We start from the raw sequence: 26,835 nt of genomic DNA, 5'->3' as shown, positions 1-26,835 counted from the left end.
GGTCCGCCGGGGTGGGGCGGCGGGCAGGTCGAGCAGGTCCGGAGCGCCGCGCAGCTCGTCGAGCACCTCGGCCACCGCCCGCCGGCCCGCCGGCCCGGCCAGCCAGTCCCGCTGGGCCAGGGCGAACGTCGCCGGGCCGCCCGCCGGCCGTTCGCGCGCCGCCGCGGTCTCGCCCTCGCGGTCGTACGCCCGGGCCAGGTCCCGCACGAGCACGCCGAACGACCAGTCGTCGCAGACGATGTGGTGCACGACCAGCAGCAGCGCGAGCGCGTCACCGGTGCCGTCCGGCACCAGGTGGGCGCGGAGCAGCGGGCCGGCGGCCAGGTCCATGGGCGCCCGGGTGGCCTCGGCGGCAAGCTGCCGCAGCCGGGCGTCGAGCGGCGTGCCCGGGTCGGCCGGCGCGACGGCCGGCGCGATGTCGGCGGCGGGGCCGACGTGCTGCACCGCCCCGTCCGGGCCGGACGGGAAGACCGTGCGCAGGGCCGGATGCCGGTCGACCACCCGGCGCAGCGCCCGGGCCAGCCGGTCCGGGTCCAGCGGCGTGGCGAACCGGACCGCGAAGGCCAGCAGGTAGGAGGTGTCGGCCGGGTCGAGCCGGTGCAGGAACCAGAGCCGGGCCTGCGCGGCGGAGAGCGGGGCGGGGCCGTCCGGCGCCGCGCCGGGCGGTGCGGCGACCGGGTCCGGGTCGGCGGCCAGCCCGTCGAGGTGGGCGGCCAGCGCGGCGACGGTCGGGTGAGCGAAGAGGTCGCCGGGCCGGACCGGCCGGCCGGTGGCGGCGGCCAGCCGGGTGGCGCAGCGGACCGCGAGCAGGGAGTCGCCGCCGAGGGCGAGGAAGTCGCTGTCGGCGCCGGTCACCGGCACGCCGAGCAGCTCGTGCCAGATCACGGCCACCGTGCCGGCCGTGCCGTCGAGCGTGGCGTGCCCGGCGGTGTCGTCGCCCAGGGTGGGTGCGGGCAGGGCGGCGCGGTCCACCTTGCCGTTGGGCAGCGTGGGCAGCCGGTCCAGCCAGACCACGGCCCCGGGGACCAGCGGGGCGGGCAGCGTCTCGGCCAGCCGGGCCCGGACGTCGTCGCGCCGCTCGCCCACCAGGTAGCCGACCAGCAGCGGGTCCCCGCTCGGACCGGGCCGCACGGCGGCGGTCGCCTCGGTTACGCCGGGCAGGGCGGCGAGGCGGACCGCCACCTCACCCAGCTCGATCCGGTAGCCCCGCAGCTTCACCTGGTCGTCGAGCCGGCCCAGGTACGCGAGCTGCCCATCCGGCCGCAGCCGGACCCGGTCGCCGGTGCGGTACATCCGCTCGCCGGGCCGGAACGGGTCGGGCAGGAACCGGGCCCTGGTCTCCTCCGGCCGGTCGAGATAGCCCCGGGCCAGGCCCGCCCCGGCCAGGTGCAGCTCGCCCGGCTCGCCCGGCGCGACCGGTCGGCCGTCCGGGTCGAGGACGTAGGCGCGGGTCTGCGGCAGCGGCCGGCCGATCGGCGGGTCCCCGCCGTCCGGTGGCACCTCCGCCCAGGTGGAGTAGGTGGTGTCCTCCGAGGGGCCGTAGAGGTTGCAGAGCCGGCGGACGTGCGGGCGGGACCAGACCCGGGCGGCCAGCGCGGCGGTCAGCGGCTCGCCGGCCAGGCAGACGGTGCGCACGCTCGCCGGCAGGGCCGACGCGGTGAGCAGTTCCCCCATCGCGGAGGGCACGGTGTTGACCAGGGTGACCGGCAGCCGGTCCGCGCCGGGGGCGGCGAGCGCCAGCACGTCGTCGACGAGCAGCACCCGGCCGCCCCAGCAGAGCGGGCCGAAGATCTCGAAGACCGACAGGTCGAAGCAGACCGAGGTGGCGGCGAGCAGGCCGCCCAGTTCGGCGTCGTCGAAGGTCTGCCGGACCCAGTGCATGAGCACCGACGCCGAGCGGTGCTCGATGGCCACGCCCTTGGGTCGCCCGGTCGAGCCGGAGGTGTAGATGACGTACGCCAGATCGGCCGGCGTGGCCGGCACCGCCGGGTCGGTGCCGTCCTCCTCCGGGTCGAGCCGGTCGACCGGGACCGCCGTGTCGGGGAACCGGCCGGCGAGGTCGGCGCGGGTCAGCACCAGCCGCACCCCGGAGTCGGCGGCCATGAACGCCACCCGGGCCGGCGGGTACGCCGGGTCCAGCGGCACGTAGGCGGCGCCGGCCCGGAGCACGGCGAGCAGGGCGACCACCAGCTCGGGGGTGCGCGGCAGGCAGACGCCCACCCGGTCCTCGCGGGTCACGCCGCGCCGCAGCAGCACCCGGGCCAGCCGGTTCGCCGCCTCGTCCAGCTCCCGGTAGGACAGCGCCCGGCCGCCGTGCCGGACCGCCTCGGCGTCCGGGGTACGGGCGGCCTGCGCGGCCACCATCCGGTGCAGGCAGTCCACGGGGGCCGGATCACCGGTCGCGCGCCGGCCGGTGCTCCGGCGCGTCGGGCCGGCAGGTCGGGTCGGTGCGCTCACCGGCGCGTACCTCCGCTCCTGAGCAGTGTCAGCTCCCGGTCCGCCGCCTCCTGCACGCGGTCCTTGTCGGCGAGGACGATCCCACCGGGGACACTGTCGGGCAGCTCGTCCTCGACGTTGCGGATCGGGCGGTAGGCGATGCCGGCGGCGGCCAGGGCGAGCGCGCAGAGCCCGGCCACGATCGCCGCGAGGGCCATGCCGCGGCCCGGTCCGGTGCCGACGACGGCGGCCAGCGCACCGCCGGAGGACACCAGCGGGGCGAAGACGTGCGCGGCGAGCGGGCCGGCGCTGAGGAAGCCGGCCGGCACCATGAGCCAGGACAACATCTGGGCCATGGACAGCACCCGGCCCTGGAGTTCGAGCCCCACCTTGGCCTGCACGATGGCCAGCCAGTGGGTATTCACCAGCGCGGTGGCCAGACCCATCCCGAACAGGCCGAGCGTCGGGAACAGCGGGCTCGGGTGCAGGCCGACGGTGAGCAGCGAGACGCCCAGCAGCACGACGCTGGCCAGGATGCCGGTGGTCCGCCGGGCCGTGCCGCCCCACACGCCCATGAGCACCGAGCCGACCACCATGCCGACGCCGCTGGCGGCGAGCACCCGGCCGAGCACCGCCGGGTCGCCGAACGACAGGGTGAGTGGGGTGACCAGGACCTCGACCATGGCGAAGAAGTAGTTCAGCGAGGCGACCAGCACCACCAGGGCGACCAGGCCGTGCCGGCGGACGATGAACCGCCAGCCGCCGAGGACGGCCCGCCGGAACGGCTCCTCCCGCTTGACGAACAGGGTGTCCGGGAAGCGGACCGACAGCGTGACGAGCACCGCCACGGCGAAGGTGAGCAGGTCGATGACGACGATCCCGCGCAGCCCGACCGCGATCACCAGCGCGCCGCCGACCAGCGGCGCCAGCACCGTGCTCGTCGCCGTGCCGAGGGACACGATGCCGTTGGCGCGCCCGTAGTACCGCTTCGGCACCAGTTGCGTGACGGCCGCCAGGTAGGCGGGGTGCTGGAAGGCGGTGGCCACCGCGGTGACGGTGATCGCGGTGAACACGTGCCAGAGCTGGAGCTGGCCGAGCCAGAGCAGCAGCGCGAGGCTCACCGTCCCGGTGGCGGCCAGGCAGTCCGCGAGGATCATGATCCGTCTTCGGTCCCACCGGTCGGCCAGCGCGCCGGCGACGGGGGAGAGGACCACGGCGGGCAGCAGCGCCAGCACGGTGGCCGTGGCGAACAGCGACACCGACCCGGTCCGCTGGTAGACCCAGAGGCTCATGCCGAAGCCGGTCAGCCCGCTGCCGATGAGCGAGACGAGTTGACCGATCGCGATCAGGTAGAACACCGCCAGGCTGGGCATCGCCCGTCGTGCGGCGGGCCGCTGGGCGGCCGGGACGGCGGGCTCCCGCGGTTCCGTCGCGGGCGCCGCATCCGAGGTGGACGCCCGCGCCGGCGCGGCCGTCGGGTCGCAGGTCGACAGGATGATCCGCGCCACCTCGTCGGGCTGGTACTTGGCGAAGTAGTGGCCGGCGCCCTCGATGACCTCCAGCGACACCCGGTCGGAGAAGAACTCCCACTCCAGGTACCGCTCCTGGTACAACTGCGTGGCGCGGTCGCCGGTGCCCACGACGCAGACGATCGGGACCGAGAGCTTCCGGGGCAGACCGGTCGTGTAGACGTCGGTGTAGTAGTCCTCGCCCTGCGCGGCGTCGGCCAGGACCACGCGCATCACGAAGTCCTTCTCGCGCTCGTCGAAGACCTCGGTGAAGAAGCCCATCGCGCGCAGCCCTTCCAGGGTTCGCCGCTTCGACGTCCAGCGCTCCACGGGGAACCGGCGCCGCAGCCAGGTGAACAGCCGGCCGGGCAGCCTGGGGGCGGGGAAGTGGGCGCCGATGACCACGCCGGTCAGTTCCACGCCGGCCGCCTCGAGCCGGCGGCTCAGCTCCACCGCCTCGGCGCCGCCCACGCAGTGCCCGTACACGGCCACCGGCCCGGTGATCCCCTCGACGACCTCGGCGACGCAGCGGTCCACCAGCTCGTCCATGCCGAGCAGGGGTTCGTCCGGGCGGTTCACGTCGTGACCCGGCCGCTCCAGCGCGTACAGCGCCACGCCCGCCGGGAGGGCGTCGGCAAGGGGCTGGAAGGTGATTGCGCTGCCACCGCCGAACGGTACGCAGACCAGCGTCAGCCGCGTCGGCGCCGCCGGCCGGGCCGGGGTCAGCTCGTGCAGCAGCCGTCCGACGGAGCCCCCGGTCGCGTCCAGGTGCTCGGTCAGGGACCGGATCGTCGGGTGGCGGAACAGGTCGAGGACGCTGATCGCCGGGTCGTTCCCGGCCAGCGCCTTGATGGCCTTGAAGGAGTCGCCGCCGAGGTCGAAGAAGTCGTCGTCGATGCCGACGCTGTCGTACCCGAGCACCGCAGCCCACCGCTCGGCCAGTGCCTTGCGCAGCGGGGTGTCCGGCGGGGCGGCCCCGATGGCGGCGCCGCCGCGCCGGGGCGCCGGCAGGGCCGCCCGGTCGACCTTGCGGTTGGCGTTGAGCGGCATCCGGTCGAGCACCACGAACGCGGACGGCACCATGTAGTCCGGCAGGTAGGTGCGCGCGAAGGCCCGCCACGGCGCCGGGTCGACGTCGAAGTCGGGGGTGACGTCCGCCGCCCGGTCGGCGTCCGCGTCGGGCTCCGTCCCGGCGCCCAGCGTCAGGTACGCCACGATCGCCTTCTCGCCCTCGTCCTCGCGGACCACCACGGCGGCGTCGCGGACCGACTCGTGGCGGCGCAGCACCGCCTCGATCTCGCCGAGTTCGATGCGGAACCCGCGCACCTTCACCTGGGAGTCGCTGCGGCCGACGAACTCGATGCGGCCGTCGGCCAGCCACCGGCCGAGGTCGCCGGTGCGGTACAGCCGGCCCCCACCGTTCGGGTCGGGCACGAACCGCTGCGCGGTGAGGTCCGGGTCGTCGTGGTAGTCGCGGGCCAGCCCCGCGCCGCCGAGGTACAGCTCACCCAGCACCCCGATCGGGACGGGGGACAGCTCCGCGTCGAGCACGTGGACGCGCATGTTGCCGATCGGGCGGCCGACGGTGAGGTGCGTGAAGCCGGGCTCGATCCGGTCCATGGTGGTCCAGACGGCGGCCTCGGTGGGGCCGTAGAGGTTCCACAACGCGCCCACCCGCTCGGCCAACCGCCGGGCCAGCGGCGCGGACACCGCCTCGCCGCCGCACACGGCCGTCAGGTCGGGCATCCCGGTCCAGCCGGACTCGATCAGCAGCCGCCAGGCCGCCGGGGTGCCCTGGGCCAGGGTGACCCCTTCCGCGACGAGCAGGTCGGCCAGCCGGGTCGCGTCGTAGGCGACGTCGCGACCCACCATCAGCATCCGGGCACCGACCACGAGCGGCAGGAACAGTTCCGGCACCGACATGTCGAAGGCGAAGCTCGCCATCGCCAGCATCGTGCCGTCGGCGGTCAGGCCGGGCCGCTCGCGCATGGCGGCCAGGGTGTTGACCACGGCGCCGTGGGCCACCCGGACGCCCTTGGGGCGGCCCGTCGAGCCGGACGTGTAGATGACGTACGCCAGGTCGTCCGGCCCGGCCAGCGGCTCGGGGTCGGTCTCCGGCTCCGCGCCCGTCATCGCCGCGCCGTGCACCACCTCGCCGCCGAACCCGGCGAACCGGTCGGCGAGGTCGGTCTCGGTGACCAGGACCGCGGCCCCGCTGTGCGCCAGCACGTACCGCTGCCGATCGACCGGGTAGTCGGGGTCCACCGGGACGTACGCGCCGCCCGCCTTGAGCACGCCGACCAGCGTGACCGGCAGCTCGTGCGACCGGTGCAGGCAGACGGCGACCGGGACGTCCGGGCCGACGCCGGCCCGGCGGAGCCGGTGGGCGAGCCGGTTGGCCCGGGCGTTCAGCTCCGCGTACGTGAGCGTGGTCGCCCCGAACGTCACGGCGGGCCGGTCCGGGTTCGCCGCGACCTGGTGTTCGATCAGCGCGACGAGGGTCGGCGCCGGGCGGCCCGGGGTGGCCCAACCGGGCTCGACGGCGGTGTCGTTCCACTCGGCGACCCGGGCCAGTTCGGCGGGGGTGAGGACGGCCACGTCCGCGAGCCGGACACCGGGGTCGGCGACGGCGGCGGCGAGCAGCGTCTCCAGGTGTCCCATCATCCGTTCGGCGGTCGCCGCGTCGAACAGGTCGGTGTTGTACTCCAACCGGAACCGCAGCCCCTCGTCCAGCTCGTACGCGTACAGAGCCAGGTCCTGCTGGGCGATGCCCGGCTCGACGTCGAACGGGACGATCCGCAACCGGCTCGTGCGCAGGTCCTGTTCGGGGACGTTGAGCATGTTGAACATGACCTGGAAGAGCGGGTTGCGGCTGAGGTCGCGGGGCGCGTCGACGAGGTCTACCAGCCGCTCGAACGGCACCTCCTGGTGGTCGTACGCCCCCAGCGCCGTGCGCCGCACCTGCCCGAGCAACTCCTCGAAGGTCCAGTCGCCGTCGATGACGGTTCGCAGCGGCAGCATGTTGACGAAGAAGCCGACCATCGGTTCGAGCTCGGCGCGAACCCGTCCGGCGACCGGGGTGCCGACGCAGATGTCGCGCTGGCCGGTGTAGCGCCAGAGCAGAGCCTTCAGCGCGGCCAGCACCGTCATGGCCAGGGTGGCGCCCCGGGCCTGGCTGAACCGGCGCAGCTCGTCGGCGACACGCGGGGGCAGCACGTGGGCGCGCACCGCGCCGTGGAAGGTCTGCACCGGCGGCCGGGGCCGGTCGGTCGGCACCTCCAGGACGCTCGCCACACCGTCGAGCTGCCGCCGCCAGTACCGCATGTCGTCGCTGTCGGTGTCCGCCATCCGGGCGCGCTGCCAGCGCGCGTAGTCGCCGTACTGGACGGCCAGTTCCGGCAGGGGGGAGGGACGGCCGTCGAGGACGGCGTCGTAGAGCGTGGCCACCTCGCCGGCCACGATGCCGAGGGACCAGCCGTCGGAGACGTTGTGGTGCATGGTCAGCGACAGCACGTGCCGGTCGTCGGCGACCCGGAGCAGAACGGCCCGGAACAGCGGCCCGCGGGCCAGGTCGAACGGGCGTCGGACGTCGTCGGCCAGGGCCGCGTGAACCCATTGCGGCACCGCGTCGGCGACCGCCGACCCGACGATGCTGCGCGGCCCTGCCACCCCGTCGTCCGCCCCGGCCGGCGCGGTGCGGACCGGCAGGTCGACCGGGCCCGGCGGCCGGACCTCCTGGACGGGGTCGCCGTCGGGGCCGAGCGGGAAGACGGTACGCAGCGACTCGTGGCGCCGGACCAGCTCGGCCAGCGCCCCGCGCAGCGCGTCGACGTCGAGGGCGCCGTCCAGCAGCAGCGCGGTGCTGACGGTGTAGGCGTTCTGCGTGTAGGCCTGGTCGAGGAACCACAGCCGGTGCTGCCCCGAGGAGAGCGGCGCCGGGCCGGCGTCGGCGGCGGCGCGGGGGATGCTCGGCGCGACCGGCGCGGCGGCGGCCGGCTCGGCGGCGGCGGCGGGTTCGACGGCGGCGACCGGCTCGACGGCGGCGGGTGCCTCCACGGTGGTCGGCAGCGCCGCCGCGATCCCGGCGACGGTCGACTGCGCGAAGACCGTCTCGAGCGGCAGCGCCACGCCGAGCCGGGCCCGGAGCCGCACGACGAACTGGGTGGCGAGCAGCGAGTGCCCACCCAGCTCGAAGAAGTTGTCGAGCGCGCCGATCGGCGAGATGCCCAGCAGCTCGGCCCAGATCTCCGCCACGCACCGCTGCTCCGGAGTGCTGGGGGCGACGTAGGCCGTGCTCAGGGCCGGGCGGTTGCCGGCGTCGACGGGCTCGGGCGCGTCCGGGGCCGCCGGGGGAGCGGCCGGCGTGGCGGGTGCGGGGCTCGCCACACCCGCCCGCGGGGCGGGGTCCACCCAGTACCGGCGCCGCTCGAACGGGTAGCCGGGCAGGGCCAGCCGGCGGCGCGGGCCACCGTGGAACCGGCTCCAGTCGACCGGTACGCCGGCCAGCCACATCCGGCCGACCGCGTCGAGCAGCGTGACGAGGTCGTCGCCGTCCTGGCGTGGGTGCCGCATCGCCGCCACCGCCTGGCCGGGCGGCAGGCCGGCCAGCCGCGCCAGGCCGCCGAGGGCGTGCCCGGGGCCCAGCTCGGCGACGAGCACGTCCTGCTCGGCGAGGAGCGCGGCGGACTCGGCGAACCGCACCGGCTCGCGCATGTGCCGCACCCAGTACCCCGGGTCGGTGACCTGCCCGGGGGTGACGGGACCGCCGGTCAGGTTGCTCAGGTAGGGGCGCTCGGGTTCCCGGAGGGCGACCCGGCGGGCGTGGTCGGCGAACTCGTCGAGGACCGGATCGAGCAGGGCGGAGTGGTAGCCGCGCGTGACCCGCAGCGGCCGGCAGTCGACCCCGTCGGCGGTCAGCCGCTCGCGAAGTGCCCCGACCGCCTCCGGGTCGCCGGAGAGCACGCACAGCTCCGGGGCATTGACGGCCGCCAGCGACACCCGGTCGTCCAGCAACCCGGCCACCGCGGTCTCGGGCAGGCTCACCGCGAGCATCGCCCCGGCCGGGGTCCGCTCGACCAGCTCGCCCCGGGCGCTCACCAGCCGCAACGCGTCCGGCAGGGAGAAGACGCCGGCGACGCACGCGGCGACGTACTCACCGAGGCTGTGCCCCACCATGAGGTCCGGGGTCACCCCCCGGGTGAGCAGCGACCGGGCGAGCGCGTACCCGGTGACGAACAGCGCGGGCTGGACCAGCCGGGGGTGTGCGAGCAGCCGCTCGGCCTCGGCGTGGCCGTCGGCCGCCGGGCAGAGCACGGTACGCAGGTCGAGCCCCAGGTCGTCGCGGAGCAGCTCGGCGCACTCGTCCACCACGGCCCGGTAGGTCGGCTCCGCGCGGTACAGGCCGGCGCCCATCGCCACGTGCTGCGCGCCGTGCCCGGGAAAGGCGAACACCAGCGGTCGCCGGCCGCCGGGGTGGGCGGCGGTGAACTGCCGCTGCGGCGAGTCGAGCGCGTCCAGCACGTCGGTGCGGTCCCCCGCGACGAGGAAACGCCGGTGGGGCATCGACTGTCGCCGGCCCAGGTTGGCCGCGACGTCCCCGAGGTCCACCTCGGGATGCGCGTCGAGCCAGGCGCCGACCTGGCGCGTCCCGCGCTCCAGCGACTCGACCGTCCGGGCCGACACGACCAGCAGCTGCGGCCCCGCGGTCGGTGCGGGGGGCGGCGCGATCGTCCTGGCCGGCGGTTCCTCCAGGACGACGTGGGCGTTCGTGCCGCCCATGCCGAACGAGCTGACCCCGGCCCGGCGAGGCCCGTCGTCGGCGGGCCACGGGCGGGCCGTGTCGTTGAGGTAGAAGGGGCTGCCCGCGAAGTCGATCGCCGGGTTGGGCCGGCTCACGTTGATCGTCGGGGGCAGCGTACGGCTGTGCAGCGCCATGATCGTCTTGATCAGGCCGGCGACACCGGCCGCGGTGTCGGTGTGCCCGATGTTGGCCTTGACGGAGCCGAGGGCGCAGAAGCCGCGCTCGGCGGTGCCGCGCCGGAACGCCTCCGTCAGCGCGGTCACCTCGATGGGGTCGCCGAGGCTCGTGCCCGTCCCGTGGGCCTCCAGGTAGCTCACCGAACGCGGCTCCACGCCGGCCGCCGCCAGCGCCCTGGTGACCACGTCGACCTGGCCGTCGACGCCCGGCGCGGTGTACCCGGTGCGGCGGGCTCCGTCGTTGTTGACGGCGGAACCGCGGATGACGGCGTAGATCGTGTCGTGGTCCGCGACGGCGTCCTCCAGCCGCTTGAGCGCCACGATCCCCACACCGCTGGATTCGAAGCTGCCGCGCGCGTCCGCGCTGAACGGGCGGCAGTGCCCGTCGGGGGAGTACACCCCGCCGTCGTGGTACAGGTAGCCGCGCCGCTGTGCGGGCAGGACGTTGACCCCGCCGGCCAGGACCAGGTCGGACTCGCCGGCCAGCAGGCTCTGCCGGCCGAGGTGCACGGCCACCAGCGAGGTCGAACAGGCCGTGGCGACGGTGACGGCGGGACCGGTGAGGTCGAGCTTGTAGGCGACCCGGCTGAGCAGGAAGTCCTTGTCGTTGCTGATGGAGAGCTGATGCTCGCCGATGGAGCTCAGCAGCTCGGGCCGGCCGATCAGATGATCCAGGAGGTAGGTGTTGCGACCCGCCCCGGCGAACAGGCCGATCCGGCCGGCATGGGCGGCCGGGTCGTAGCCGGCGTGCTCCAGCGCGTGCCAGGCGCACTCGAGCAGGAGCCGGTGCTGCGGGTCGAGGGTCTCCGCCTCACGCGGCGTGAGGCCGAAGAAGGCGGCGTCGAACTCGTCGATCCCGGGCAGCCAGGTGCCGGCCCGGACGTACGCGGGGTCGTCGATCCGGGTCGGGTCCGCCCCGTCGGCCAGCATCTCCCCGACACTGAACTCCCGGACCGAATCCACCCCGCCGCGGATGTTGTCCCAGTACTGGTCGACCGTCCGCGCGCCGGGGAAGCGGCAGGCCAGGCCGACGACGGCGATCAGGCCGCCGGGCCGGCCGGTGTCGGCGTGCGCGCCGGTCCGGGGCAGTGCGACGGCGGCCGGCGCGGGGTGCCGGGCGGCCGCAGGGGGCGCCGCCCCACCGGTGGCGGTGGTCAGGAACGCCGCCAGGGACTCCACCGTGGGATGCCGGAACAGGTCGGTGACCGTGACGACGTCGCCCAGCCGGGCGCGCAGCCGCTCGAGGACGGTCAGCAGGCGCATCGAGTGGCCGCCGAGGTCGAAGAAGTTGTCCCGCACCCCGACCTGGTCCACGCCGAGCACGTCGCGCCACACGTCGACGACCAGCCGGTCGAGGCGTACCCGAGCCGCGTCCCACCCGGCCGGACCGGCGCCGGCGGGCGCGGCCACCGGCGGTTCCGACGCCGCGGGCGGATCCTGCCCGGGTACGGACCGTTGCCGCGGCAGCTCCGGCGCACGACGGGGAGCGGGCAGCGCGGCGGCGTCCACCTTCCCGTTGCCGGTCAGCGGCAGCGCGTCGAGGAAGACGAACGCGCCGGGAACCAGGTACGGCGGCAGCTCGGTGGCCAGGTCTGCCCGAAGGGCCGGGGCGTCGCGGTCGTTCTCCGCCGCGCCCGCCACGTACGCGACCAGCTGCGGGTCGTCGGGGTCGTCCCGGCGCAGCCGTACCGTCACGTCGCTGTCCGGCAGGCGCCGCCGGATGGCCGCCTCGATCTCGCCGCATTCCACCCGGAAGCCGCGCAGCTTGACCTGGTTGTCGATGCGGCCCAGGTATTCGAGGTTCCCGTCGGGGAGCAGGCGCGCCAGGTCGCCGGTGCGGTACAGCCGAGCCCCGGGGACGGACGAGAACGGGTCCGGGACGAACCGCTCGGCCGTCAACCTCGGCTGGTTCAGGTAGCCGCGCGCCACGCCGGCCCCTCCGACGTACAGCTCGCCGGTCACGCCCGCCGGGACCGGGTTCAGCCACGAGTCGAGCAGGTACAGCCCGGTGTTGGCGATCGGCCGGCCGATGGGGACGGAACCGTCGGTCGGCGTGGCCGGGCCCACCTCGTAGGCGGTGCAGGCGACCACGGTCTCCGTCGGCCCGTACTCGTTGAACAGCGCCGTCCCGGGCGCGTGGGCCCGCCAGGGCGCCACCTGGTCGGCGCGCAGAAGCTCGCCGCCCATGACGAAGCAGCGGGTGCGGTCGGCCATCTCCTCCGGGCCGAGCTGGTGGCTGACGAGGTCGAGCTGGGTGGGGGTGATCTTGATCAGCCCGAACGGCGTCCGTTGCCGGCGCAGCGCCTCGCCCAGCCCCGCAGGTCCGAGGTGCTCGCCGACGACCAGGACGGTGGCCCCGACGGACAGTGGGACCAGCAGGCTCGTGACGGCCAGGTCGAACGCGACCGACGACTGCAGCGGGACGGTGTCCCCGGGCCGTAGCCGGAAGGCCTGGGCGGCCCAGCGCAGGTGGTTGCACACGCCGCGGTGCGTGACCATGACGCCCTTGGGGCGGCCCGTCGACCCGGAGGTGTAGATGACGTACGCGAGGTCGTCCACCGACGGTGTCGGCCGTCGCCGCTGCCGTCGCTTCGGCCCGCCGCCCGGCCTGCCGGCGCCGGGACCGGGCTCGGCCTCCGGGACCGGTGCGTCCAGGTCCGGCACCAGCAGTGCCCTGCCGTCGGGTACCAGGTGCGCCAGATCGGGGCGGGTGACCACGACCGGGGTGGCCGTGTCGTCGAGGATGTGCCGCAGCCGGGCGGGCGGGTTGGACGGATCGATGGGTACGTAGGCCGCGCCGGTCTTCAGCACGGCGAGGATCGCCACGGCGAACGGGACCGAGCGCGGCAGGAGCACACCCACCAGGCCGCCCACGCCGACGCCGCGCCCGCGCAGCGTCTCCGCCAGCGCCTCGGCCCGGGTGTGCAACTCGTGATAGCTCAGCGCGGTGTCGCCGTCGGTCACCGCCACGCCGTCGGGGGTCCGGCGCGCCTGCCGTTCGATCAGCAGGTGGACCAGGTCGTCCGGGTCGGTGGGGATCCCGGTGCGGTTCCAGTCGACGACGAGCTGCCGGTACTCGTCGGGGGCGAGCATCGCGGCGGAGCCGACCGGCGCGCCCGGGTCGGTCACCAGCGACCGCAGCAGCGTCTGGAAGTGTCCGGCGAGGCGCCTCATCGCGTCGTCGTCGAACAGGTCGGTGCGGTACTCCAGCACGGTCCGCACGCCGTCGGCGTTCTCCCGTACCGACACCGTGAGGTCGAACTTGGCGGTGGTGGTGGGCACCTCGAGCGAGGTGACCTCAAGGCCGTCGAGGTGCGGGGGTGCCGCCTCGCGGCCGTACACGAACATCACCTGGAAGAGCGGGGTGAAGCCGGGCTGGCGGGCCGGACGCAGCGATTCGAGCAGCGTCCCGAAGGGAAGCTCCTGCCTGCCCAGGGCATCGAGGGCGGCGGTGCGCACCCGCCCGAGCAGCGTCTCGAACGACGGGTTGTCGTCCAGCCGGGCCCGGACGGCGACGGTGTTCAGAAGCAGCCCGACGAGTTTCTGCCCCTCGGCCCGCTGCCGGTTGGCCACCGGCGTACCCACCACGATGTCGCGCTGCCCCGTCCAGCGCGCCAGCAGCACGTGCAGCGCGGCGAGCAGGACCATGTACGGGGAGACGCCCATCCGTCGGCACAGCGCCATCAGGGCCTCCGTGGACACCTCCAGCGGGAGCGCCAGGCTGGCTCCCGCGCTCGACGGCACGGTGGGCCGGGGCCCGCGGGTGGGCAGCTCCAGCACGGCCGGCGTGTCCGCGAGCTGCTCGCGCCAGTAGTCGAGCTGGGCGGCCGCCTCCGGACCGTCGAGCCAGTCCTCCTGCCACGCCGCGTGGTCGCGGAGGTCGGCGCCGACCGGGTCGAGCTCGGCCGGCCGCCCCGCGCGGTGCGCGGCGTAGAGCCGTTCCCACTCCTCGTGCAGGATGCCGAGCGACCACTCGTCGACCGCGACGTGGTGGAAGGTCAGCAGGAGGACGTGCTCCTCCGGCGCGCAGCGCAGCAGGAGGGCCCGCACCACCGGGCCGCGTTCCAGGTCGATCGGGGTGCCCGCCTCGTCGTGCATCCGGGCCCGCAACTCCTGGTCGCGCTGCCAGGTGGGCAGCCCGCTGAGGTCGTGCACCCGCAGCAGCCCCGGGCGCGACTCGTGGACCACCTGGATTAGGTCCCGCGCCGGCTCGTCGCCCGTGGGTCCGGCCGGCTCGTCCGCGGCCGGCGCCAGGGTGGTGCGCAGCGCCGCGTGCCGGGCCACCAGCCCGTCGAGCGCCGCCGACAGGGCGGCCACGTCCAACGGACCGTGCAGCCGGTACGCCAGCGGCACCAGGTAGCTGGCCGTTCCGGGGTCGAGGCGGCTGAGCTGCCACATCTGGCGTTGCGCGGCCGAGGCCGGTGCCGGTACGGCGCCCACCGGGCCGTCCCGGAGTGGGGTGTCCGGCGTCGTTCGCCGGGACCTCAGGACGTCGGTCATCGCGTCCGCCTCCTCTGCTCGCGCACCGGCCGGCACAGCGCCGCCCACGCGCCGGCCCGGTCCACCAGTTGCTCGTGACCGGGTATCGGACACCTGTCGCTGACGGCCGGCCGACGTGCGGTCGGGTCGGCCCGGTCGAGCACCGCCGTGGGCACGGCGCGGGGCGGCGGGGACGCGGCCGACCGGCGGTCGGATCCGCAGATCGGAGATTGGCGCAGCCGGCCCTCGTGATCAGCTCATTCGTGCCACAGGTGCAGATCCCTCGATGGGAAATGCCTGTCCACATGATGGCATCGGTGATCTTCGGCCGGATCCCCGGATCGTGCCGGTCGTCGATGCGTTCGGCCAGCCGGGTCGCACGTTCGTCTATTTCTCGATTGGCGGCAACTTTTCTGACTGCGCAACGCGTCGCCATCTGCCCGCCCGGCCATCCACCGCCCGCCACCTGCACCTTCACCGGACCTACCGGCGTCCTCGGCAGGCCCGTCCACCGGGTGGTGAGGCGGCCGGGGCCGGTGAATGTCCGGAGGTTGACGATTGGCCGGATCGATGGGTGATGGCCTCTTCCAGGTCACCTGCGCCGCCCCTATCTCCATTTCGGAGGCAGTTTTTGTATTGCGCGCGGATGGTGCGCATGGCCCCGTTTCCACCCGACCGGATGCGCGAAGTCCCGGGCCGCGCGCGCGACGCGGGGCGCGGCAGGTAAGGATGTCGGCATGACCGACCCTCTGCCGCCCTCCCTCCCCGGGCGTGTCGTCGTCACCGGGGCCGCCGGAAAGCTCGGTCGCGCCGTGGTCGCGCACCTGCGCGGGGCGGGCGTCGACGTGCTCGCGGTGGACCGCGCCGGTGGGCGCGACCCGCGCGACGTCGACGGCGAGTTCCTCCTGGTCGACCTCACCGACTACGGGCAGGTGGTGGAGGCGTTCACCGGCGGCGCCGACGAGCACGCCGGCGGCGTCGAGGCGGTGGTGCACCTCGCGGCGGTCCCGGCGCCCGGCCTGCTGCCCAACGCGGTGACCTTCGCGAACAACTCGGCCGCGACGTACAACGTCTTCGCCGCGGCCCGGGCGGCCGGGATCAAGCGGGTGGTGTGGGCGTCGAGCGAGACCGTGCTGGGGCTGCCGTTCGACACCCCGCCGCCGTACGCGCCGGTGGACGAGGAGTACCCGCCGCGCCCGGAGTCGACGTACTCGCTGAACAAGGCCCTCGAGGAGGAGATGGCGCGGCACTTCTGCCGCTGGGACCCGGAGCTCGTCATGGTCGGCCTGCGCTTCTCCAACGTGATGGACGTCGAGGACTACGCGGAGTTCCCCACCTTCGACGCCGACCCGCGCCTGCGCCGCTGGAACCTCTGGGGCTACATCGACGCCCGCGACGGCGCCCAGGCGGTCGAGCGGGCGCTCGCCCACGACCGCCCCGGCGCCGACGTCTTCATCATCGCCAACGCCGACACCGTGATGACCAGGTCCAGTGCCAGCCTGATGGCCGAGGTCTACCCGGACGTCGAGGTCCGCCGGGAACTCGGCGAGCACGAGACCCTGCTCAGCATCGACAAGGCCCGCCGGGTGCTGGGCTACCGGCCGCGCCACTCCTGGCGCGACCACGTCGATCCCACCGGTTGATCCGCCGATCAGCCGGCCGGGGCTCCGGTGAGCAGGGCCGCGCCATCCGATCGGGCGAGTGGGTCTGGATCCGACGGTGGTGCGGCCCGCCGGTGCGGCCGGAATTGGTGTCGTGCGGTGGAATCCGGGTGCGCCGCGGTACCGCGAAAAGACCCTGCCTTCTACGGTGACGTCCGGCACGCGGGCGGGTGGACGTTGCCGGGGACCGACCCGGTGGTGCCGTCTCGGGCGTTCACAGGGAGTTGACTGGATGCAGGTCTGGAGTCGCACCGTCGCGGGTCTGGTCGCCGGGGCCGTCGTGGTGACGGGCGTACCGGCGGTCGCGGGCACCGTGGCGACCAAGCTCACCGCCACGGGTGCCGCAACCACCGCGCAGACCGGCGCGGCGGCGATGAACGGCGGCGCCGCGCTCGGCGCGGCGCGCACGGTCGCCACCGCGGCGCAGGTGGTGCCGGGGGACACCCGGCTGGTGCCGACGGCGCCGCGTACCGACACGCCGCGGATCACCAACGGCGAGATCAAGGACCTGGAGGTGATCGGCAACCGGGTCTTCATCGCCGGCACCTTCACCTCGATCGCCAACGTGGGCGGGGCGACCATCGCGCAGAAGTCGCTGGCCTCGTACAACCTGGACACCGGGAAGGTCGACACCGGCTTCAAGCCGACGTTCGACGGGTCCGTCGAAGCCGTCGAGGCGTCGCCCGACGGGTCGGCGCTCTACGTCGCGGGGTCCTTCAACACGGTCGGCGGCGTCACGAAGCGGAAGATCGTGAAGCTCAACCCGACCACCGGCGCGCCGGTCGCGGCGTTCACGGCGACCGCGAACGCCCGCGCGACCGCGCTGGCCGTGAGCGGCACGGCGGTCTACGTGGGCGGCCAGTTCGCCACGGTCAACGGGGTGAACCGCCCCGGCCTGGTCGCGCTCAACCCGACCACGGGCGCCGTGGACACCGGCTTCAACCTGCCGCTCACCGGTGGCATCGGGGTCGGCGGCATGCTCACCGTGCAGCAGCTCAAGCTGACCCACGACCGGAGCAAGCTGCTCGTCGTCCACACCGGCCGGCAGATCGCCGGCCAGGACCGCTACGGCGTCGCGCTGATCAACACGGCCACCAAGGCCCTGCTGCCGTGGCGCACCCGGCTCTGGGAGGACAACCTCTCCTTCGTGGGCGGCATCCAGCGGGTGTTCGCCGGTGACATCGCCCCGGACGACTCCTACTTCGTCGTCACCAGCGGCTCGGGCGGCGACCGCCCGCCGATCAACGACACCGCCATCGCGTACCCGCTCACCGGCGCCGACAACGTCCAGCCGCTCTGGGTGTCGCGGCACTTCGACAGCGTCTACTCGGTCGCCATCACCGCCACCGCCGTGTACGTGGGCGGCCACTTCAGCTGGCAGGAGTCGCCGACCTCCAACGTCCCGTGGCCCGGCCTGGACAACGTCGGCTACGGCACCGGCCAGGGCCTGAGCGGTTACGGCCTCGGCGACCAGGTGGTCCGCCGCGACCACCTCGGCGCGCTCGACCCGACGACCGGCACGGCGCTGGAGTGGAACCCCGGCTCCAACTCCTACGAGGGTGAGAAGGCCATGCTGGCCACCGCGCGCGGCCTGATCGTCGGCGGCGACGGCAACGTCAAGGGCGGCAAGACCGTCGGCCGGGTCGGCTTCTTCGACCTGAACACGGTGCCCGCGCCGGCGGCGGTCGACACCACCATCGTCACCCCCATCGAGGGCGCCGTGAAGCCGGCCAACGAGTCGTTCACGCTCGGCGGCCAGGCGCTCGCCCCGGCCGGCGTCATCCGGGTCCAGGCCGAGATCCAGAACAAGAACACCAGCCAGTACCTCCAGGACGACCTGACGACGTGGGGCGCGTCCAACAGCATCAACGCCACGGTCGCCGCGCTGAACGCCACCTCGACCACGTGGACGCTCCCGGTGTCGCTGCCCTCCGGCGTCTACCAGATCCAGGCGAAGACGTTCGGCCGCAACAACACCAGTGACCCCACGAAGGCGGTCAAGAAGATCGAGACGTTCCGGTTCGACGACCTGCCGCCGTCGACGCGGATCGACTCGCCGCCCGGCGGCCTGCTCGCCACGAAGACCTTCGTCGCCACCGGCACCGCCACCGACGACAAGGGCGTCAGCGGGCTGACCTACTCGTTCCGCACCCCCGACAACCGCTACCTCCAGGACGACGGGACGGTGGCCGCGGTCTACAACACCTTCCGCGGCGAGCCGGACGTGATCGGCGCGCTGTCGACCACCTGGCAGGTCGAGGTGGCCCTGCCGATCGAGGGCCAGTGGAAGATGACCGCCACGGCCATCGACACCACCGGCCAGAGCGACCTGCGCGGCGACACCCGGGACTGGACCGTCTCGTCGACAGGTGTGCCGCCCACCGTGGCCATCACCGCGCCCGTGGCGATGACCCCACCGACCGCGGCCGCACCGGTCACCGTCGGGCCGGGCGGCACCATCACCTTCGCCGGCACGGCGCAGGATGACGACGCCGTGCGGTCGGTCGAGATCTACCTGCGCAACAACACCACGCGGGAGGCGCTGGCCGCCGACGGCACGTGGGGCGCCGACTCGGTGGCGGCCTACTACCGGATCTCCCCGACCAACCTCAACGCCGCGTCGTACGCCTGGTCGTTCACCAGCGTGCCGCTCACCCCGGGCGTCTACGACTTCCGGGTACGCGCCACCGACAGCCTGGGCCTGACGACCTCGGGCAGCAACCAGGGCCGGCTCAGCGTCACGGCCCAGGTGCCCGGCGACGCGTTCCCGGACGGCCGGCTGAGCTTCACGGGTGTCGACCAGAACGTCGACCAGTTGCACCTCAACCTGGCCGGCACGGCGACCGACGACAAGGGCGTGCAGAGCGTCCGGGTGGCGCTGCGCGACCTGGACACCGGCCGCTACGTGCAGCCGAACGGCACCATGGCGGCCGCCTTCGCCACGGTGAACGCCACGCTGGCCGCGCCGGGCGCGACGAGCACCCCGTTCACCCTCTCGATCGACCTGCCGACCAAGGGCGAGTACAGCGTCGAGGCGTGGGCCGTCGACACGGCGGGCCAGCAGGACGGCACGACCTCCGGCGCGACGGCGCGGTACCTGGTCTACCCGGGTGACCTCGATCCGCGGCTGGAGCCGAGCATCACCCCGGTGGAGGGCGAGGTCTACACCGGCGGCCGGATCGTGGTGACCGGCCGGGCCGTCGACGACATCGGGATGCTCCGCGTGGAGATCCAGATCTCGAACAGCGCGGGTCAGGGGATGAACGCGGCTGGCACGTTCAACACGCCGGGCACCCCGGGGAACTTCCCGTGGATCGCGTCCTTCCTCACCAGCCCGGGCTCCCCGGGGTCGAACTTCGCGTACACCTCGCCGGCGGTCCCGGCGGGCACCTACACGGTCTCGATCCGGGGCGTCGACACGTACGGGCAGGTGCAGCAGCCGCCGAGGACCGTCTCGGTGACCGTCAACTGAGCCCGTTCCGCGGACCGGTCCGGCCCTTCCGGGGCGGGCCGGTCCGCGGCGTTCTCAACGGGGCACGACGAGGCACATGCCGCCGGTCGCCGGACCGTCCATGGTGGTCAGCGCGTCGGGCACCGCGTCGAGGCCGATGGTGCGGGTGATCAGCTCGCCGGGGCGCAGCACCCCGGCCGTGACCAGCCGGAGCAGCTCCGGGTAGGCGTGCGCGGCCATGCCGTGGCTGCCCCGCAGCTCCAACTCGTACGCGATCACCAGCTCCATCGGCAGCGCCGGGCGGCCCCGGGCGGCGGGAAGGAGGCCGACCTGCACGTGCCGGCCGCGCCGGCGCAGGCTCTCGATGGACGCCACGCAGGTGGCGTGACTGCCCAGCGCGTCGAGGGACAGGTGCGCCCCGCCGCCCGTCGCCTCCCGGACCGCCGCGGCCACCGCGCCCGGCCCGTCGAACGCGCCGCCGTCGAGGCAGACCGCCGCCCCGAAGCGCCGGGCGAGGTCGAGCGCGCCGGGGGCGATGTCGACCGCCACGACCCGCGCGCCGCAGGCCACCGCGATCATCACGGCCGACAGGCCCACCCCGCCGCAGCCGTGCACCGCCACCCACTCGCCCGCGGCCACCCGCCCCTGACCGACCACCGCCCGGAACGCCGTGGCGAAGCGGCAGCCGAGCGCCGCGGCGGTCGGGTGGTCCACGCCGTCGGGGAGCCGGACCAGGTTGACGTCGGCGTGCCGCACCACCACGTACTCGGCGAACGAGCCCCAGTGGGTGAAGCCGGGCTGGGTCTGCCGCTCGCAGACCTGCTGGTCGCCGGTCAGGCAGGTGGGGCACCGCCCGCAGGCGCAGACGAAGGGAGCGGTGACCCGGTCGCCGGTCCGCCAGCCCCGGACGCCGGCGCCGACCGCCGCGACCACACCGGCGAACTCGTGCCCCGGCACGTGCGGCGGGCGGATGTCGGGGTCGTGCCCCTGCCAGCCGTGCCAGTCGCTGCGGCACAGCCCGGTCGCCTCGACCCGGACGACCGCGCCGTCGGGCGGCGCCACCGGGTCCGGGACGTCGCGGACCTCGGGTCGGGCACCGAACTCGTCGAAGATCACGGCACGCATGCCGGCATCCTCACACGCCGCCCGGGGGTTCCCACGGGCGGTGCCACCGCGCGCGACGGGCCCGCGCATACCGCCGCTCCGGCGCCTGGCGGGTGCCAGGATGTGAGCGTGGCTGCGCGGGGTTGGTATCTGGTGGGGGCGCCGTGGGACTGCTCGGGCCTCGGTCGGGGTGAGCGGCTCGCCCCGGCCGCCCTGCGCGCGGCCGGGCTGTCGGACCTCGTTCCCGACGACGCCGGGGACGCGCCGATCGTCATCGACGACGACCGGCGGGACGACGCCACCGGCGTACGCGCGCTGGGCCAGACCGGCCGGGCGGCGCGGGTGCTGGCCGACTGGCTCGACGCCGCGGCCGGGCGCCGGCCCGGCGGCCGGCCGCTGGTGCTGGGCGGGGACTGCAGCCTGCTGCTCGGCGTCCTGCCCTGGCTGCGGCGGGACCGGAATCGGGTGGGGCTCTGGTTCGTCGACGGGCACCCGGACTTCCTCGACGGCCCCTCGTCGCCGACGGGGGAGACGGCCGACATGGACCTGGCCCTCCTCACGGGCTCCGGTCCCGAGCAGCTCACCGCGCCGGCCGGGCTGGCCGCGCCGCTCGTCGCGCCCGCGGACGTGGTGCTGCTGGGCCACCGTACCCGTGATCTGGACCCGGAGGCCGCCGCGGAGGTGGCCCGGCTGCCCGACACCATCCGGCGGTTCGACGCCCCGGCGGTCGCCGGCGCGCCGCGGCGGTGCGGCGAGAGCGCCGCGGCCCTGCTCGCCGACGTCGACGGCGGCGTCTGGCTGCACGTCGACTGCGACGTCCTCGATCCGGCGGCCCTGCCGGCCGTCAGCTACCCGGAACCCGGTGGGCCGAACCCCGGACAGCTCGCCGACCTGCTGGAGCCGCTTGTCGCCTCGCCCCGGCTGATCGGCGTGAGCATCGCCGACTTCCGCCCGGACCTGGATCCGGGCGGCGCCCACGCGGCGACGCTGGTCGCGTTGCTGGGCGGGCTCCTGACCGAATCCCCGGACGGGTGATTTATGCGTGAGCAGAGCGCGCGTACCCCTTTTTGCCACCTCTCGCGGTAAGGTCGTTCGCGCTGCTCAGTGAGGGTGCCGCTGCGCAATCGGCAGGGCGCAAGTTGCAGACCGGCAAGGAATTATCAGGACCGGCGGAATTCAATTCCCAAGCAAATCCCATTGACGTCGACAAATCTTGACTTGATTCGTCGAGGGGCGCACCGTGAATGGTGCCGGCACCCGCGGGGTCGCCGGGTCGCCATTTCAGGAGGCGGTCATGCGGTGGAATCCGTTCGCCGGCGCGTATCTCGCCGACCCGGCGCAGGTGTGGCGGGAACTCCTCGACTCCCCGGGCGGGGTGCACCACGACGAGGACCTCGGGCTGTGGCTGATCACCCGGCACGCCGACGTGCGCCGGGCGCTCGGTGACACCGAGAGCTTCGGCAACGCGCTCACTCTCGCGCCGGTCTACGACGTCTGTCCGGAGGCGCTGGCCGTCGTCATGCAGATCGACGCCCCGCCCACCACGGCCGCCGCCGACCCGCCGGTGCACCCGCGCACCCGCCGGGCGCTGCGGGCCACCTTCGCCAACACCGCCGACCGCGTCGAGCAGCGGTACGGCGCGATCGTCCGGCGCCGGGTCGACGAGCTGGTCTCCCGCCTCGCCGCCCGTGCCGGCCAGCGGGTCGACCTGGTCCCCGAGTTCACCACCGAGCTGCCCCTGCTGGTCCTGCTCGACCTCCTCGGCGTGCCGGAGCGGGACATCGCCCGGGTCCGGGCCTGGGCGGACGGCCAGATCGCCCTGGTCTGGGGGCGGCCGGAGCCGGCGGAGCAGGTCCGGCTCGCCCAGGGCCTGCTGGAGTTCTGGCGCTACTGCCAGCAGCTCGTCCGCGACCGGCTCGACGGTGACCGGCCCGGCGACGGGTACGTCGACCAGCTGCTCGCGTACCGGAACGGCGACGACGAGGTGCTCACGGTCGCCGAGGTGTCGAGCATCGTGTTCAACCTCCTGGTCGCCGGGCACGAGACCACGGCCGGGCTGCTCGCCCACGCGCTGGACCAGGCGCTCGCCGAGCCCGACCGGTGGCGGGCGATCGCGGACGAGCCGCACCGGGTGCCCGGGTTCCTCACCGAGACGCTGCGCTTCGCGCCCGCCATCGACGGCTGGCTGCGGGTGACCAACCGGCCGGTCACGCTGGGCGGCGTCACCATCCCGGCCGGGGCGCGCTGCCTGCTGCTGCTCGGCGCCGCGAACCGGGACCCGGCGGTGTTCGCCCACCCGAACCGGTTCGACCCCGGGCGGACGGACGGGACCGACCACCTCTCCTTCGGGCACGGGCCGCACTTCTGCATCGGAGCGGCACTGGCGCGGCTGGAGGCCGGGATCGCCCTCACCCGGCTCGCCGCGGCCGTGCCCGGGCTGCGGCTGGCACCCGGGCACCGCCGGTCGTACCAGCCGAACGTGGCGTTCCGCGCGCACCGCGGCCTGCCCGTGGTGGTCGACACGGCGGTGCCCGCCGTCCAGCGGCCGGCGGCCTGACCCGCGTCGCCGTGCCGGGCGCTGACCTGCGGAGGCGGTCACGGAGCGGAGTCATGTCTTCACACCCGTCGGTGAATGGGTTAAGAATTGTCCCCTGCGAATGCCCAGTCATCACCCCGCCCCGATCTCATGTCGACGCCGACCCGGCGTCGCGAAGGTGAGCACATGGATCGCACGCCCCCGTCGAGCGCCGCTCACTCTGCTGCCAGCCATCGCTTCCGCGCGGAGTTGCGGCGCTGGCGGACGCGGCAGGGGCTGACCCAGCGGGCGCTGGCGGAGCGGGTGCGGTTCAGCCGGGAGACGGTCGCGGCGGTCGAGTCCGGCCGCCGGTTCGGCAGCCAGGAGTTCGCCGTCCGCTGCGACGAGGTGCTGGGCACCGGTGGCCGGCTGGAGGCGTTGTGGCCCCAGGTCGCCGCGGAGCAGTTGGCCGCGGACGGTCGCCGCGGCCCCCGGTTCGGCGAGGTGGCGCGGCTGGAGCCGGCGCCGGCCGCCCGGCGCGACGCGCGGGATCCGGAGGCGGTCGTGGCGGCCATCGACGAGTTGCGGGAACTGATCGGCCAGGTGCTCGGCCAGCCGGAGGTCGACGGCCCGCCGCCCGCGCCGCCCTCGCGGCGCTGACGCGGGGACGCCTGGCCGGCACGCACCGCCAGCGCTGCCAACTCTGGGTACAGATGCTGGTACGGGCTGTTTGTACCACCGACAGGTCTGGTCTGGGCGCACGGCTTCCGGCGCAATGAAACGTGCAATCCGCAAATGCAGATAGACCGTCGTTGATGAGTGCGGGGAGTCAGCCTTGGCGTCGAGCACGAGGTCCCACGCGGCCCGACCCTACCCGACCCGCCGCCGCGGCTGGAAGATTGCCGCCCGGATGCGCCTCATCGTCGCGGCTCCGCTCGTCGCCGTGCTGGGCTTCGCGGGCCTGGCGCTGACCGAGAGCGCCCGCCAGACCACCCGCGCCAGCGACCTCGGCCTCCTGGCCCAGCTCGGCGCCGAGGCGGGCAACCTGGCCCACCGGCTGCAGAACGAGCGCATCGTCGCCGCCGACCTGCTCACCCGGGGCGCGCCGGAGCAGCAGGACGCCTTCGCCGACGCCACCACCGCCACCGACGCCGCCGTCGTCCACTACCGCCGGCAGCGCGCGGAGCTGCCCGCCGGCTCCGCCGCCGACCAGGCCGTCCTGCCCCGGATCGACGCGGCGCTGGCCGGCCTGCCGCCGCTGCGCGCCCAGGTGCGCACGGCGGAGCGCGCCTCGGTGTCGGCCATGACCTTCAGCTACCGCATCGCCATCGCCGACCTGCTGAGCCTCCGCGAAAGCGTCACGCTCGGCGTGGTCAACGCCCGGATCGCGGACGGCATCCGCGCCTCCGCGGCGCTGTCCGAGGTGGCCGAGGCCATCGGCCAGCAACAGGTCGCCGTCCTGCGCGCGATCGCGGCCGACCAGCTGACCCCCGCCATGCAGCAGGACATCACCGCCGCCCGGGCCGGCTTCACCGAGTCGAGCCTCGCCTTCCTGGCGCTCGCCCGGCCCGCCTGGCGCGGCTGGTGGGAGCAGGCCGCCAGCGGCGAGAGCGCGCTGCTGCTGCAACGGATGCAGGACCAGGTGTCCCGGAGCGTCGCCGGCAGAGCGCTGGAGCTGGACCTCGACACCTGGGTCACCGCCACCCGGCAGTGGTCCGTGCGCCTCGCCGAGCTGCGCCAGCGGGTCGACGCCGTGGTACTCGACGACGTTCGCGCCGCGCACACCGACCAGCGGCGGCGCACCCTGATGGAGGCGACAGCCGTCGTGGTGGCCCTGGTGCTCACCACGCTGGTCACCTGGGCGGTGGCCCGGCAGATCACCCGGCGGCTGCGCCGGCTGCGGGACGCCGCGAACGCCGTCGCGTTCGAGCGGCTGCCCCAGGTGGTGGCCCGGCTCGAACAGCCGGACAGCTCCTCGATGGACCCCGACGAGCTGGCCCGGCGGCAGGCCGGCGAGGCATTGGAGCCGTCCAGCGACGACGAGATCGGCGAGGTGGGGCAGGCCTTCACCGCGGTGCACCGGGCGGCGGTGCGGACGGCGGCCGAACAGGCGGTGATGCGCGCCAACACAGCCGAGATCTTCATCCACCTCAGCCGTCGGGAACAGCGACTCGTCGACGCCGTGCTGGCCCAGGTCGACAAGGTCGAGCGGGACGAGACCGACCCGGACCGGCTGCACCAGCTCTACACGCTGGACAACCTGGCCACCCGGATGGGGCGGATCAACGCGAGCCTGCTGGTGCTCGGCGGGGTCGGTGTCGGGCGGGTACGCCATCACGACGTGCCGCTGCAACAGGTGCTCCAGGCGGCGCAGAGCCAGATCGAGCACTACGCCCGCATCCGCCTCGGCCTGGTCGACGGCGACGTCGCCGTCGGCGCCGAGTCGGTCGACGAGGTCGTGCACCTGCTGGCCGAGCTCATGGAGAACGCCACCGGCTACTCCCCGCCGGGGACCGAGACCTGGGTGACCGGCCGCAGCCTGGGCGACCGGGTGATCGTCCAGATCAGCGACGAGGGCGTGGGCCTGTCCCCGCAGCGCCGGCAACAGCTCAACGACCTGCTCGTCCGCCCACCCGCCATCGACGTCGCCGCGGTGCGGGCGATGGGGCTGGTCGTGGTGGGGCAGCTCGCCACCCGGCTGGGCGTGGCCGTGCAGCTCCGTCCCGGCCCGCGCCGCGGCACCATCGCCGAGGTGGCGCTGCCCGGGTCGATGATCCGGCCGCTGCCCCCGGAGGAGTTCCTGCTCACGCCCGGCCGACCGTCCCGGCGGGCGGCGCGGACCGCCGTCGCACCGCCCTACCGGGCGGCGCCCGAGCCGTGGGCCGGCAGCCCGCCGGCCGACCAGATGCTGCCGGTGGCGCCCGTCTTCCAGCCCGCCACCGCACCGGACCGCGGCACCGTGCCCGCCGAGGAACTCGTCATCTACCACCAGGTCAACCACTGGTTCCAGGCCGACCACCCGGACGGCGGGAACGGCGCGCCGTGGGCCAGCCCCGCCGACGACGCCTGGCGTACGGCGGCCCGGGCCGACTTGCCCGAGGTCGCCGGCACCACCACCTCGGGCCTGCCCAAGCGGCAGCCGCAGCAGCACCTGGTGCCGGGCGGCGTCACCGTGCCGCGGCAGCGCTCGGAGCACCGCGACCCGGCACGGGTGGCCACCGCGATGGCCGCGTACGCCCGGGGGGTGGCCGGCCGCCGGCCCAATCTGATCAACAACTGACCCGACAGGGAGTGCACGTGACCGACCACCAGGATCTCGGCTGGCTGCTGGACGCCTTCGCCGAGCGCGCGACCGAGGTCAGCCATGCCATCGCCATCTCCAGCGACGGCCTGATGGTGGCCGCCACCCGGGGGCTCCCACCCGACCGGGCCGACCAGTTGGCGGCCACCGGCAGCGGGCTGGTGAGCCTGCTCCGCGGTGCGGCGGCCTTCTTCGACGCCGGCGCCGTGATCTCCAACGTCACCCAGCTCGAAGGCGGCTTCATGTTCTCCATGGCGTTCAACGACGGCGCCTCGCTGCTCGTGCTCGCCGACCCGCAGTGCGACGTCGGCAAGGTGTCCTACGAGATGACCGAGCTGGCCAACCGCATCGGCGACGCCCTGACCCCGGCGGCCCGGGCGGCCCTGAGCCGCAGCCGCTGACCC

Annotated in this window: 10 protein-coding genes; 7 read left to right on the top strand and 3 right to left on the bottom strand. The window is 74.6% G+C overall.

Features of this window, described 5'->3' with window-relative positions:
* Together F8274_RS03675 and F8274_RS03670 are read right to left on the bottom strand one after the other, a co-directional pair.
* Window positions 1-2,382 (bottom strand): non-ribosomal peptide synthetase (locus tag F8274_RS03675; RefSeq protein ID WP_192579691.1); only part of this gene is annotated, 2,382 nt, incomplete at its 3' end.
* Window positions 2,383-2,453: 71 nt separating this feature from the next.
* On the bottom strand, window positions 2,454-14,420 hold the full coding sequence (locus F8274_RS03670; protein WP_151460839.1) for a non-ribosomal peptide synthetase/type I polyketide synthase: 11,967 nt from the start codon (window positions 14,418-14,420) through the stop codon (window positions 2,454-2,456).
* 716 nt (window positions 14,421-15,136) lie between these two features.
* Here F8274_RS03670 and F8274_RS03665 point away from each other — a divergent pair.
* Window positions 15,137-16,042 carry an NAD(P)-dependent oxidoreductase gene (locus F8274_RS03665; RefSeq protein ID WP_151460838.1) on the top strand — a complete coding sequence of 302 codons (906 nt, stop codon included), beginning with the start codon at window positions 15,137-15,139 and terminating at the stop codon, window positions 16,040-16,042.
* Window positions 16,043-16,292: 250 nt separating this feature from the next.
* Complete coding sequence (locus F8274_RS03660; RefSeq protein ID WP_151460837.1) at window positions 16,293-19,532, top strand: hypothetical protein; 3,240 nt, start codon at window positions 16,293-16,295, stop codon at window positions 19,530-19,532.
* 54 nt (window positions 19,533-19,586) lie between these two features.
* Here F8274_RS03660 and F8274_RS03655 read toward each other — a convergent pair whose 3' ends face one another.
* Window positions 19,587-20,636 carry a zinc-dependent alcohol dehydrogenase family protein gene (locus tag F8274_RS03655; RefSeq protein WP_151460836.1) on the bottom strand — a complete coding sequence of 350 codons (1,050 nt, stop codon included), beginning with the start codon at window positions 20,634-20,636 and terminating at the stop codon, window positions 19,587-19,589.
* 108 nt (window positions 20,637-20,744) lie between these two features.
* Between F8274_RS03655 and F8274_RS03650 the strand changes: the two genes are divergently transcribed.
* The 5 genes from F8274_RS03650 to F8274_RS03630 all read left to right on the top strand — a co-directional run bounded on the left by F8274_RS03650 (window position 20,745) and on the right by F8274_RS03630 (window position 26,832).
* Entirely contained in the window at window positions 20,745-21,650 is a 906-nt protein-coding gene (locus F8274_RS03650; RefSeq protein WP_151460835.1) for an arginase family protein, read from the top strand.
* Between the two features lie 259 nt (window positions 21,651-21,909).
* Window positions 21,910-23,172, top strand: coding sequence for a cytochrome P450 (locus F8274_RS03645; RefSeq protein ID WP_151460834.1), 1,263 nt, complete (start codon window positions 21,910-21,912; stop codon window positions 23,170-23,172).
* A 165-nt stretch (window positions 23,173-23,337) separates the two neighbouring features.
* Window positions 23,338-23,790: a helix-turn-helix transcriptional regulator gene (locus tag F8274_RS31135; protein ID WP_192579690.1), complete on the top strand. Its 453-nt coding sequence runs from the start codon at window positions 23,338-23,340 to the stop codon at window positions 23,788-23,790.
* A gap of 250 nt (window positions 23,791-24,040) precedes the next feature.
* Window positions 24,041-26,410: a nitrate- and nitrite sensing domain-containing protein gene (locus F8274_RS03635; RefSeq protein ID WP_151460833.1), complete on the top strand. Its 2,370-nt coding sequence runs from the start codon at window positions 24,041-24,043 to the stop codon at window positions 26,408-26,410.
* Window positions 26,411-26,427: 17 nt separating this feature from the next.
* A complete protein-coding gene (locus tag F8274_RS03630; RefSeq protein ID WP_121398599.1) occupies window positions 26,428-26,832 on the top strand; it encodes a roadblock/LC7 domain-containing protein in 405 nt (134 codons plus the stop codon).
* Window positions 26,833-26,835: the final 3 nt, after the last annotated feature.

This window comes from Micromonospora sp. AMSO31t, from assembly GCF_008868175.1.
Taxonomy (GTDB): domain Bacteria; phylum Actinomycetota; class Actinomycetes; order Mycobacteriales; family Micromonosporaceae; genus Micromonospora.
This window is presented reverse-complemented; position numbering and strand designations above follow the sequence as displayed.

Coding starts and splice junctions, on each gene's coding strand:
- F8274_RS03635 (WP_151460833.1), top strand. CDS start 24,041: ATGCGCCTCATCGTCGCGGCTCCGCTCGTCGCCGTGCTGGGCTTCGCG.
- F8274_RS03645 (WP_151460834.1), top strand. CDS start 21,910: ATGCGGTGGAATCCGTTCGCCGGCGCGTATCTCGCCGACCCGGCGCAG.
- F8274_RS03665 (WP_151460838.1), top strand. CDS start 15,137: ATGACCGACCCTCTGCCGCCCTCCCTCCCCGGGCGTGTCGTCGTCACC.
- F8274_RS03660 (WP_151460837.1), top strand. CDS start 16,293: ATGCAGGTCTGGAGTCGCACCGTCGCGGGTCTGGTCGCCGGGGCCGTC.
- F8274_RS03655 (WP_151460836.1), bottom strand. CDS start 20,636: ATGCGTGCCGTGATCTTCGACGAGTTCGGTGCCCGACCCGAGGTCCGC.
- F8274_RS31135 (WP_192579690.1), top strand. CDS start 23,338: ATGGATCGCACGCCCCCGTCGAGCGCCGCTCACTCTGCTGCCAGCCAT.
- F8274_RS03670 (WP_151460839.1), bottom strand. CDS start 14,420: ATGACCGACGTCCTGAGGTCCCGGCGAACGACGCCGGACACCCCACTC.